This is a genomic window from Nitrosomonas sp. (assembly GCF_019752415.1).
In the GTDB taxonomy this organism is placed as follows: Bacteria; Pseudomonadota; Gammaproteobacteria; order Burkholderiales; family Nitrosomonadaceae; genus Nitrosomonas.
Genome location: NZ_JAIEME010000011.1, coordinates 61754 through 73856, shown reverse-complemented (window position 1 = coordinate 73856; position 12103 = coordinate 61754). Strand labels below are relative to the sequence as shown.

The following is a 12103-nucleotide window of genomic DNA, read 5'->3' as shown; positions in this document are numbered from 1 at the left end:
TATACTGATTTTACAATACCTTAAGCTACAATATAGCTGTAGGGAAAAAATTGGCTTAGGTTGCTTACACCCGCGGTTTGATTGATGCGCTATAAACTAATCTATTCTTTTACCAGTGATGACGGATCAAGTTTATTGAAAAGAATCTTGATATAGAATTGAATCGCATCACATTGCAGAGATGCATTGGTTCGCCGCATCATATGCTCCATTGAATTCTGAATTTGTTCTTTTCTTACTATTTAAATACACCATAGATACTTATGAATTAATGACTTAGAGGTAAATTATGAAAACTAACTTCAATCTTAGAAAATACAATCTCAACATTTTATTCACAAAAGCTTGTTTCATATTTTTTCTGAACATCTTTGGTCAGCCTCTTGTATACGCAGAGAATATTTCGAATCTCCAAAAAAATGCCAGTATTGCCTACGACAACATGATGCAAGCCAAGCAATCAGCAGATACATTAAATAAAGATGCAGTTTTCGCCGAAAAGACATTGTCTGCAATTAAACAAAAATTAGCCACAGCCGAGAGAGAAGCTGAAATTGCCAGAAAAAAATCAGAACAGGCTAGAATTTCAATGGAACAGGCAATCAATCAATGGAGACAAGCTTCAGATGCATTAGCTAATGAATGGGGGAAAACTGATAGAAAATAAACAGAACTAATTCAACAAAAGTATCATTCTGACATGAAGAATACCGGCTTCCCAAAAATCATTTCCAAACACCTTGAATCCAAATTTTTCGTAGAATTTAACAGCGCTCGCTTGTGCATTGAGCATTACTTTTTTTTCATGCCGGTTGCTTAACTCTTCCAGCAACTTTTGCAACATGGCGCCGCCATATCCTTTATTCCGCCATTCTTTTAATACTGCCATCCTTCCGATATAACCATCCGGCAATAATCTTGCAGTCCCCACGGGTAGCCCATCAAAATTGCATGCTAACACGTGAATGCTAATAGCATCAAACTCATCCCATTCCATCACTTCTGGAATTTGTTGCTCATTTATAAAAACTTCGGTTCGGATGACACGCAAAGTGAGTGCTTCATCTTTCCAACTCACGATATGTACCGAATGAGAGTAGCACATGATTTACTGCTGCAGCAATTTAGTTATAGCATTAAAAAGTCAATACCCATTATTTGAATGGATGTCGCAACAGGATTGTATCTTCTCTGTCAGGCCCTGTAGAAATCATATCGATGGGTATTTCACAAACTTCTTCCAAACGTTTCAGATAATTCTGTGCGGCTTTTGGCAGTTGATCAAACTCTTTAATTCCGGCTGTATTTTCTGACCATCCAGGTATTTCCTCGTAGATCGGTTCACAACAATCCAGGTCATCAGCACCAATCGGCAATATATTGCTATTATTACCATTGCTCAGTCTATACCCTACCCCGAGATTAAGTATTTCTACACCATCCAATACATCAAGTTTAGTAATACATAATCCTGTTACACCATTTATTTGTATCGAACGCTTTAATGCTACTGCATCAAACCAACCACAGCGGCGAGGGCGCCCTGTTGTCGAACCGAACTCATGCCCACGTGTTGCAAGGTGCTTACCTACTTCGTCGTCCAGTTCAGTTGGGAATGGACCAGAACCAACGCGTGTTGTGTATGCTTTTGTAATACCCAGCACATAATGCAACATTTGCGGTCCAACTCCACTGCCAGGACCTGCCGCACCAGCCACACAATTACTAGACGTGACAAATGGGTACGTACCATGATCAATATCCAATAACGCGCCCTGTGCACCTTCAAATAACAGATTGTCCCCTGCTTTATGCGCATTAAATAAAAGCTGAGGGACATCGGCAACCATCGGTTTAATCCGCTCAGCTTGCACCAGTGCATCATCCATTGTTTTTTGGAAATCAATGACAGGCATATGAAAATAATTTTTCAAAACAAAATTGTGATAATCCAACATTTCACCTAACTTTGCAGCAAAGCGATCTCGGTGAAACAAATCCTGCAAACGAATTGCGCGTCGCGCGACTTTGTCTTCGTAGGCTGGGCCGATACCACGTCCGGTAGTGCCAATCTTTCCTACGCCTCTAGCAGTCTCACGCGCGCTGTCTAATGCCGCGTGGCAGGGCAAAATTAACGGACAAGCAGCACTAATCCGCAAGCGTCCACTGACATTGACACCATTTTTCTCAAGCATATCAATTTCATCGAGCAGCGCTTCCGGTGAAATTACTACCCCGTTTCCAATATAACAAATAACACTGTCACGCAGTATGCCGGATGGGATCAGATGTAATACGGTTTTTTTATTTCCTATGACTAAGGTATGACCCGCATTATGGCCGCCTTGAAAGCGTACCACGCCCTGCGCATGATCTGTTAGCCAGTCAACCACTTTGCCTTTTCCTTCATCACCCCACTGCGTACCAATGACTACTACATTTTTAGTCATATCACTTATCTCTAAAAGACTTTGCTTCTAAAATATTAAATTTCTTCAATGATCCATTGCCCATTGTGAAATATTAATTGCCTGTCGCAATCCATGGACTCATTCTCTTGTCCTGGTAAATCCATCACAACAATTTGCCCTGAGCTACGTAGTTTCTCGATTATATTTTCCAGTTCTTTATTTTTTTTCTGGAAAGGCGCCCGTATTCCGCTAGGATATGTTTGGGGTTTCATTAATCTGGATAGTTCTCTGATATCCATACTAAAGCCAGTAGCTGGACGTGCTCGCCCGAAAGCTTTTCCTATTTCGTCATAACGACCGCCTAAAGCAATAGCGTTTGAGCAGCCATCTGCATATGCAGCAAAGACCATTCCGGTATGATAGTGGTATCCACGCAAATCCGCCAAATCAAAAGCGATTTTATCGACATTTGGTTTCAGTTCCTCTTCTACGATACTCAATTCATTCAATGCAATTCTAATCTCAGGATAATCCGGCAATTGTTTAACAGCGTCTATCAAAATATTCCTATCCCCATAGAGCTGAGGCAATAACATCAATGCGTCACGCGTATTTCTTTGTAACTTTATACACAGTTCCTTTAATGTTGAAACATCCTTTGCTTGCAGAACCGCAAACAATTCGGCTTCGAGTTCTCGCGATATACTCGCACCTTTAATTAGCCCCCGGAAAACTGCCACATGACCAAGATCCAGATGAACTTTGCTAACACCTGCGACAGACAAGCATTGCAACATGATCCGTTGAATCTCCAGGTCACTTTCCAACCCTGAGTGACCATAAAGTTCTGCTCCTACTTGCAATGGCTCTCGAGTCTGCGTTACCCCAGATGGCACGGTATGCAACACACTATTGGCATAACATAGACGTGTTATGCCTTCAGAATTCAATAAATGCGCATCAATTCTTGCAACTTGCGGAGTCATGTCAGCACGAAGGCCCATCATGCGCCCACTAAGCTGATCTATCACTTTGAACATATTCAAATCCATGTCGCTGCCGCTGCCGGACAGCAATGATTCCAAATATTCTAACAATGGTGGAATTACTTGCTGGTAACCGTGTACCAGCAACAAATCAATAATCTGACGGCGCATTACCTCGATATGCAATGCTTCTATAGGTAATATATCCTCGACATATTCTGGAAGTAGCCAATTTTGCATGTTTATGATCGACAAATCGTCAACGAAAAGAAATGAAGTTAATATTAACTTACGATAAGTAGCAACATTAGTCCAACCAACATTGAAGTCAGACCAATAAATCGTATCTGATGATCATCAATTTCAATCATTTTTCTAAATGCTTCTCTCCAAGTCTGAGGAGATAGAAATGGAAGCATCCCTTCTAGAATTAACATCAAGGCAATCGCAATCAGAAAAGTTTCCCACATATTGATACAGCTCCTGCTAAATCAGGCATCTTTATGTTTTCTAAAATAGCAAAAAATAAGAGGTTCTGCTGTAATCGAGTCTAAAAAACCACGATCCCCAGAACCTCTTCAAAAGTTACTATATAAAAAACTACATATACTTTCTCTGCAAGTAAATCATAGACTTGCACTTATATTATACTCATCTTTAAAAAAAGTCTTCGCAGATTCTTTTGTTCACACAACTAGTTTTAATCAATACATAATTATTATTTACTAACAGCAGGATTTTTCAAATATTTGAAGAAATCGGAAGTGGGTTCAAGAACTAGCATATCTCCTTTATTTTTGAAAGATTGTTTATAAGCATCAACGCTACGCCAGAAAGCGTAGAATTCGGCGTCTTTCTGAAAAGCGTTTGAATAGGTTGCAGCTGCCTGACTATCGCCATCACCCATCGTTTTCTGTGCTTCTCGATATGCTTCTGCCATTATGACTTCACGTTGTCTGTCGGCATCGGCACGAATCTTCTCCGATTCAGCTGCACCGGTAGAACGTAATTCATTGGCAACCCTTTTACGTTCTGCCTCCATACGTCGAAATACCGATTCACTTACTTCCTGAGGTAGATCCACTCGTTTCAAACGAACATCAACAACTTCTACCCCAATCGAACGAGCATCACTATCAGCTTTCTGACGCATTATTTCCATAATAACATCACGTTCTCCCGAAACGACATCATGAACTGTACGATTACCAAATTCATCACGTAAACTTGCATTAATAGTTTGAGCTAAACGTGTTTGCGCCAAACTTTCATCGCCACGCACGCTGATATAATATTGTTTCACGTCTACAATACGCCATTTCACAAACAGATCTACCAAAACATTCTTTTTCTCTGAAGTAATAAAACGTTCAGGTTCTTCTGTGTTCATCGTCAAAATGCGCTTCTCAAAGAAGCGTACATTTTGTGCGATAGGAATCTTGAAATAAAGACCAGGTTCCGTTTTAACATCAATCACTTCCCCTAGTTGAAACAAAATAGCTTGTTGCCGCTGATCTACAATATAGATTGCGGAACTTCCCAGAAAAAAAACTGCAATGATGATACCTGAAAACACTGATGTAAAATTTTTCATCTATCTTATCTCCCGTTCGCGACTACGAAAAGACTCTCGTGCTCGCATTCCACTATCTGGGGCTGCCTCCTGTACCATTGGCTGCGCGGTTACTGATGAAACTGACGTTGATCCACTCATATTTATTAGCTTATCCAGCGGTAAGTACATGAGATTATTTCCATTCTTCTGGTCAACGAGAATCTTACTGGTATTAGAGAGTACCTGTTGCATCATGTCCAGATATAAACGTTCCCGCGTCACTTTTGGCGCTTTACTATATTCCACAAGAATTTGCTCAAAACGACTTGCATCACCCTCGGCACTTACAATCACACGTTGTTTATATCCCTCAGATTCTTGAATCAATCTAGCAGCATTACCAACAGCTCTTGGAATCACATCATTGGCATAAGCCTGTCCCTCATTCTTTTGCCGTTCTCTGTCTTGCCCTGCTTTTACTGCATCATCAAATGCAGCCTGAACCTGTTCTGGCGGCTGTGCATTTTGCATAGTCACTTTACTGATAGAGATACCTATCTCATAACGATCTAGAATCCTCTGCATCAACTGGGTCGCATTAGCTGCAACTTGCTCACGACCCTCATATAAGACATAGTCCATTTTACTCTTACCAATCACTTGTCTGATCGCAGTTTCAGCTGCTTGTAGAACTGCTTCTTCAGGATTTCTATTTTTAAACAGAAAACTCTCTGGATTATTCAATATATATTGCACAGCAAACTGAATATCAATGATGTTCTCATCATCAGTCAACATCAGTGATTCTCGGAGCACTTTGCTTCTTACATTGTTACGATAACCAATTTCAACTGTACGAACCTGACTGACATTCACTATTTCTACTTTCTCGACAGGATAAGGTAAATGCCAACGCAAGCCTGCCGGTGTCGTGTCGGTATATTGACCAAAACGCAATACAACACCCCTATGGCCTTCATCCACAATATAAAAACCGCTTGCTAGCCACACTACAACAAGCAAACCGAGAATCAGTGCGATACTACCGCCACTGTGTTGCTTAGGACCCTGAGTATTTGAATTATCATCACCCCCTCCACCTTTTTTTTGCCCAAAAATACCATTAATCTTTTTGTTGATATTTCGCAGAACATCATCCAGATCTGGTGGACCGGAATCGCCTTTATTTTTTCCCCATTGTGGATCATTTAATCCCATATTAATTCCTGTTTTGTTCGTTCAAAAAAGTTCTTGTACCGTAGCACAACCTCCAATTACTCTCTTAATATCTTTAGATTGCTCATATATTCTCTTGGATTCTCTACAAGTGCTTCTGTCAACGCTAATCTTACAAACTCTAAACCTTCTCCTGTTTTTGCACTTAAACGAATACGCGATATTCTACCATATTCATCATGCACGCAACCTTTGCCGCCCACTGCCAAGTCTGATAGATCAATCTTATTAAAGATTAAAACTTGAGGAATCGTATCAGCACCGATTTCTTTTAATATCTTATTAACTTCTTCGATCTGCTCATCACGGTTCGAACTGCTGGCATCTATTATGTGAAGCAGTATATCGGCCTGAACAGCTTCTTCAAGCGTCGCATGAAAAGCTGCCACCAATGTATGCGGTAATTCGCGAATAAATCCTACAGTATCCGAAATTACTACTGATCCGCTTTCAGCGAGGAATAGTTTTCTTGTTGTCGTGTCCAATGATGCAAACAGCTGATCGGCAGCATATGATTGTGTACGTACTAATTTATTAAATAAAGTTGATTTTCCTGCATTGGTATAACCAACTATAGATACCGAAAGTACATTTGTACGCCGCCTAGATCGTCTTTGTACGTTGCGTTGTCGCTGCAAGGCAGCGAGTTTTTCTTTAAGTAATTTGACTCGCTTCTTAATTAATCGTCGATCTGTTTCCAGTTGAGTCTCGCCAGGACCACGCAAACCAATACCGCCTTTTTGTCTTTCAAGATGCGTCCATCCACGCACAAGGCGTGTTGCAAGATGCTCGAGCTGGGCCAGCTCCACTTGTAATTTTCCTTCATAACTCTTAGCACGCTGAGAGAAAATATCGAGAATCAAGCTAGTACGATCGACGACATTACAATTTAAGCGTAAGGATAGGTTACGTTGCTGAGCTGGCGATAAATCATGGTTAAATATTACCAGCGAAGCTTTATTCTGCGATAATAGCTGCGCTATTTCATCGACCTTTCCGCTTCCAATATAGGTTGTAGGATCAGGGCGAGAACGTTTCCCTTCTACAACCGCCATAACCTGGATCTTAGCACTGATAGCCAACTGCTCTAACTCTTGCAAGCTATCTTTATGCGTAGCACTACCAAAGTCAAGACCAACTAGTATTGCTGGATTAATAGTTTTTATTCTATCCAAACCTGATTCAGGCATCAGGTATCACGAGCTTCCATTGTTTCAATAGGAATAGTAACAGCTCTTGCGGGCACTACTGTAGAGATCGCGTGTTTGTATACCATTTGCGTAACTGAGTTTTTCAACAGTACTACATATTGATCAAATGAATCAATTTGTCCTTGCAATTTAATACCATTTACTAAATAAATCGATACCGGAATATGTTCTTTCCGCAATATGTTTAGAAATGGATCTTGCAGTAACTGTCCCTTGTTACCCATAGGTAACTCCCTATTCTAATTATTAGTTATTGGAATAAATAGTGACTCTACTTTATTTTTATATGTAAATCTATAACAGATTGTACCAAACAGTAGAACCATCAAATCAAATCAAATTGTTTGTCAGAACTATCGCCACATTGCAAGCATCCAGGTTATGTTCATAACATCTGGATGCTTGATTTGCCTTCCATGCCTCAAGAAAAACTCAACAAAATTGCTTCTGATTTTTTTAAATTCTAAAAAAATTAAAACGGTACTGGTTTTGGCGTACTATTGTTGGAAGGCGGAAGAATCGGCAGTTTGATATCAGGTTGCTCACCAGTTAATGTCTTTAGGAAAGCAACAATACTATCAATTTCTTTCTTATTAAAATCACGATCTAATTGCACTTTCCCCATGGTCTTCACAGCATCTTCTAAGGTTGCTACTGCTCCATCATGAAAGTAGGGATAAGTGAGTTCAATATTACGCAAAGTTGGTACTTTAAACACATTTAAATCAGTATCTTTACCAGTAACTGCTTTTCTTCCCTCTGCTTTACTTGTTGTTTTATAAGGATGATGCACACCAAACTTCTGGTATAATGTCCCGCCTACAGCCGGTCCATTATGGCAACCTGAGCAACCACTACTCTTAAATAACTCATATCCTTCCAGCTCCTGCTGATTCAGAGCTTTCTTGTCACCTTCCAGCCACTTATCAAAACGTGATCCAGGCGTAACTAATGTTTCTTCAAAAGCTGCAATTGCACTGGTTACTCGATCAATATCAACCTGATCAGAACCAAATGCCTTTTCAAAATAGGTACGGTATTGAGGAATAGACTGTATTACATCAACAGCTAGTTTATGTGTAGAACCCATCTCTCCTGGATTTGCAATTGGACCACCCGCTTGTTCTTTTAGATCCTTAGCGCGGCCATCCCAAAATTGAGCTAGAATCATACTGGCATTTAATACAGTGGGGGCATTAATAGGCCCTTCATGCCATTTATGACCGATAGAGCTCGGAAGATTATCCGTGCCCCCCATACTTAAATTATGGCAAGAATTACAGGAAATAAATCCGGATTTCGATAAGCGTGGATCAAAAAATAACATTTTACCCAGTTCAACCATATCAGCATTTGTTACTTTAGCAGCTTTAATGGATTGGATAGGTTCATTAGCTGAAACATTAATCGAAGTGACAAGAACGCCTATCGATAACAGTGACGCAACCAGTGTACGTATCTTCATCGGTATTCTCCCTAAGTATATATAATAAAACGGCTGTAATGGCGCCGCCGATTACGCCTGATGAAACACCCACAGATGGGAATCTTTTAAAAACAAAGTGAGGCAATTCTACCCCGTTTCTTAAAACTTACTGGGTAATAACTTAAATAACCCTTAAAAATACTTTATATCAAGCGGATTATTCATTCACTTCCAGATGATTAATTAAAATTTCTCTTGTTTCACTGGCTAAATTATTTTTATCATAACCTGTACTTTGACATGGATCCGTTTTTAACAATCGTGATAATTCTGTCAGTGCTTGTTTGTAAACTTTACGTTTAAACTCTACAACTGAATCTAATTCGACCCAATATTGATTCCAGCGCCAAGCGTCAAATTCTGGATGCGCACTTCCGCGCAACGAAACATCACTATCACGCCCTATCAAACGCAACAAATACCAAATTTGCTTTTGGCCTTTGTAATTTCCGCGCCACTCACGCCTAATCCAGCGATCAGGCACTTCATATCGCAGCCAGTCGCGCGTTCGTCCAACAATCTCAACGTGATTTGGATGCAACCCTATTTCTTCGGTTAATTCCCGATACATGGCTTGTTCAGGACTTTCTCCCGACTTAATACCACCTTGTGGAAATTGCCAAGAATTTTGTCTTATGCGCTTACCCCAAAATACTTCATTCTTTGAATTCAGCAGGATAATACCAACATTGGGGCGATATCCGTTACGGTCAATCATGTGAATTACTCATTTGACCCATCAAATGGGTAGATTTTTTCATACTTTACTATAGATTGAAAGTGCCTATAAAACAAAAACCCCATACCTTAGAGAGATTCTATCTATTTAGGTTGAATCTATCCATAGCGATAGACTAATCCGCACTTCGCCACGTATTTCAAGGTAAAATCACTATAATTTTATTATCATAATGGAATCATTCATGCGCGTCTCGCAATTTTTTATTTCAACGCTTAAGGAAGCACCTGCCGAAGCAGAGCTAGTCAGTCACAAACTTATGCTACGCGCCGGGCTAATCAAACGCTTAGGTAGTGGACTATATACTTGGATGCCGATGGGTTTAAGAGTACTACGAAAAATAGAAAACATTGTTCGTGATGAAATGAATAAAAGTGGCGCTATAGAAGTTTTGATGCCTGCGATACAACCTGCTGAATTATGGCAAGAAACTGGAAGATGGGATGTATTCGGTCCACAAATGCTAAAAATCAAAGATCGGCATGAGCATGATTTCTGTTTTGGCCCAACGCATGAGGAAATCATAACCGACATAGCACGCAGAGAAATCAAAAGCTATCGTCAATTACCACTCAATTTCTATCAAATACAAACAAAATTTCGTGATGAAATTCGACCACGTTTTGGAGTAATGCGTGCACGAGAATTCTTAATGAAAGATGCGTATTCTTTCCACACTGATGAAAACAGTCTGATGCAAACCTATCAACTCATGTATGAAACCTATAGCCGTATTTTTACACGTCTTGGTTTAAAATTTCGTGCCGTTGCGGCTGATACTGGTGCTATAGGAGGCAGTGGTTCACATGAATTTCATGTCTTAGCTGAATCCGGTGAGGATGCGATCGCATTTTGTCCAGAATCAGATTATGCCGCCAATATTGAGTTGGCTAGGGCATTATCAGCACAACAAGAACGGGCTAAACCCGAAGGTGTTATGCTGAAAATCCCAACGCCCAATAAAAAAACCTGTATTGAAGTTGCGGAATTCTTAGAAATACCATTACAAAAAACAATCAAAACCCTTGCAGTAAAGGCAAATAATAAAATATTTTTACTATTACTGCGGGGTGATCATCAACTCAACGAATTAAAAGTGAGGAGAATACCCTTTTTATCCGAGTTCCAGATGGCAAGCGAATCAGATATTCTACTTGAGACTGGAACAATACCTGGATACATTGGTCCCGTTGGATTAGATACTTGTGTGATTGCTGATCAAACTGTCATGAGTATGAATAACTTTGTTTGTGGGGCAAACAAAGAAGGGGTTCATCTGACTCAGGTGAATTTTGATCGTGACCTCAAAATACCCGATCATGTTTTCGATATCCGAAATGTTGTTGCAGGTGATGATTCTCCGGACGGTAAAGGAAGACTAGAAATCTGCCGCGGAATTGAAGTAGGCCATATTTTCCAGTTGCGTACAAAATATTCTGAAATTATGAAAGCCAGCTATCTCGACGAATCGGGTCAAACCCAATACATGGAAATGGGTTGCTATGGTATCGGTATTTCACGCATTGTTGCCGCCGCCATTGAACAAAATCACGATGATCATGGCATCATTTTTCCAGCCACGATGGCACCCTTTCAGCTTGCAATCATACCGATTGGTCTGCAGAAAAGTAGTTTGGTAAAAGACGCCGTGGAAAAACTGTATCAACAGTTTTCAGATGCTCAAATCGAAGTGCTTTTAGATGATCGTGACGAACGCCCTGGTGTCATGTTCGCCGATATGGAGTTAATAGGTATTCCGCATCGGATTGTGATTGGCGAACGAGGGCTTAAGCAATCCATCATTGAATATCAAGGAAGAAAAGATCAAGCATCACAAGCGATACCCATGGACCTAATTTTTTCATTTATAGCAAATAAAATATGTACAAACTAATCTGCACGATACTACTTTTGCTCTTTACAGGCGTCATACATGCCAATAATCTGCATTATGAAACGCTTTCTGCCAATACCCAGACAGTTATTCTCCATGAAAGGAGTGATCAGGCCGCTTCATACACTGAATATGCCGCCGTAGCTGACAGTATTACTTGGCTTATCAGCATGAGTCGCCGCTTAGAGAAATTCATACCCGATCCAATCGAACGGGAAGAATTTCTGAGAACAGTTTTTTATGAAGCAACGCGTGCAGGATTGGATCCGCAACTTGTGTTAAGTGTGATTCAAGTTGAAAGTGGTTTCAAGAAATACGCACTTTCGCATGCGGGCGCGCGCGGCTATATGCAAGTGATGCCATTCTGGACTGAAGCCATTGGTCATCGGGATCACAATCTTTTTCATTTGCGTGTTAATTTACGTTATGGATGTACCATTCTGCGCCATTACCTCAATAAGGAGAAAGGCGATTATTTCCGTGCTCTTGGACGATATAATGGCAGTTTGGGTGAAATTACTTACCCACAGCTTGTGTTTAATAAATGGCAGACTACATGGCGTTATACCGCATCATAGCCAAATA

Annotated in this window: 13 protein-coding genes; 3 read left to right on the top strand and 10 right to left on the bottom strand. The window is 40.3% G+C overall.

Translation table 11 applies throughout. The annotated features are described in order from the left end of the window. The first annotated feature begins 289 nt into the window (after nt 1-289). Nucleotides 290-667, top strand: coding sequence for a hypothetical protein (locus K2P83_RS02845; RefSeq protein ID WP_292926363.1), 378 nt, complete (start codon nt 290-292; stop codon nt 665-667). A gap of 6 nt (nt 668-673) precedes the next feature. On the opposite strand, the gene K2P83_RS02840 is transcribed toward K2P83_RS02845, so the two are convergent. From K2P83_RS02840 to K2P83_RS02795, 10 genes are all read right to left on the bottom strand, one after another. After that, the gene (locus K2P83_RS02840) at nt 674-1105 is read right to left on the bottom strand and encodes a GNAT family N-acetyltransferase (RefSeq protein WP_292926362.1); all 432 of its coding nucleotides are present in this window, start codon (nt 1103-1105) and stop codon (nt 674-676) included. Between the two features lie 49 nt (nt 1106-1154). Beyond that, nucleotides 1155-2450, bottom strand: a complete 1296-nt coding sequence (locus K2P83_RS02835; protein ID WP_292926361.1) for an adenylosuccinate synthase — start codon at nt 2448-2450, stop codon at nt 1155-1157. A 35-nt stretch (nt 2451-2485) separates the two neighbouring features. After that, nucleotides 2486-3637 carry an ATP phosphoribosyltransferase regulatory subunit gene (locus K2P83_RS02830; RefSeq protein WP_292926360.1) on the bottom strand — a complete coding sequence of 384 codons (1152 nt, stop codon included), beginning with the start codon at nt 3635-3637 and terminating at the stop codon, nt 2486-2488. A 44-nt stretch (nt 3638-3681) separates the two neighbouring features. Continuing rightward, nucleotides 3682-3867, bottom strand: a complete 186-nt coding sequence (locus K2P83_RS02825) for a DUF2065 domain-containing protein (RefSeq protein ID WP_292926359.1) — start codon at nt 3865-3867, stop codon at nt 3682-3684. Between the two features lie 248 nt (nt 3868-4115). Then, nucleotides 4116-4991 carry a protease modulator HflC gene (gene hflC, locus K2P83_RS02820; protein ID WP_292926358.1) on the bottom strand — a complete coding sequence of 292 codons (876 nt, stop codon included), beginning with the start codon at nt 4989-4991 and terminating at the stop codon, nt 4116-4118. After that, nucleotides 4992-6170, bottom strand: a complete 1179-nt coding sequence (gene hflK, locus K2P83_RS02815; RefSeq protein ID WP_292926357.1) for an FtsH protease activity modulator HflK — start codon at nt 6168-6170, stop codon at nt 4992-4994. 56 nt (nt 6171-6226) lie between these two features. Further along, the gene (hflX, locus tag K2P83_RS02810) at nt 6227-7378 is read right to left on the bottom strand and encodes a GTPase HflX (RefSeq protein WP_292926356.1); all 1152 of its coding nucleotides are present in this window, start codon (nt 7376-7378) and stop codon (nt 6227-6229) included. Beyond that, nucleotides 7378-7623, bottom strand: coding sequence for an RNA chaperone Hfq (gene hfq / locus K2P83_RS02805; protein ID WP_013964969.1), 246 nt, complete (start codon nt 7621-7623; stop codon nt 7378-7380). The genes hflX and hfq overlap by 1 nt, the downstream gene beginning before the upstream one ends. A 248-nt stretch (nt 7624-7871) precedes the next feature. Continuing rightward, nucleotides 7872-8864: a cytochrome-c peroxidase gene (locus K2P83_RS02800; protein ID WP_292926355.1), complete on the bottom strand. Its 993-nt coding sequence runs from the start codon at nt 8862-8864 to the stop codon at nt 7872-7874. Nucleotides 8865-9042: 178 nt separating this feature from the next. Further along, the gene (locus K2P83_RS02795) at nt 9043-9603 is read right to left on the bottom strand and encodes an RNA pyrophosphohydrolase (RefSeq protein WP_292926354.1); all 561 of its coding nucleotides are present in this window, start codon (nt 9601-9603) and stop codon (nt 9043-9045) included. Nucleotides 9604-9808: 205 nt separating this feature from the next. Here K2P83_RS02795 and K2P83_RS02790 point away from each other — a divergent pair, with 205 nt between their 5' ends. Both K2P83_RS02790 and K2P83_RS02785 read left to right on the top strand, forming a co-directional pair. Further along, nucleotides 9809-11518, top strand: coding sequence for a proline--tRNA ligase (locus tag K2P83_RS02790; RefSeq protein ID WP_292926353.1), 1710 nt, complete (start codon nt 9809-9811; stop codon nt 11516-11518). Next, nucleotides 11506-12096, top strand: coding sequence for a lytic transglycosylase domain-containing protein (locus K2P83_RS02785; RefSeq protein WP_292926352.1), 591 nt, complete (start codon nt 11506-11508; stop codon nt 12094-12096). Before K2P83_RS02790 ends, K2P83_RS02785 begins: the two co-directional genes overlap by 13 nt. The last annotated feature ends 7 nt before the right edge of the window (nt 12097-12103 follow it).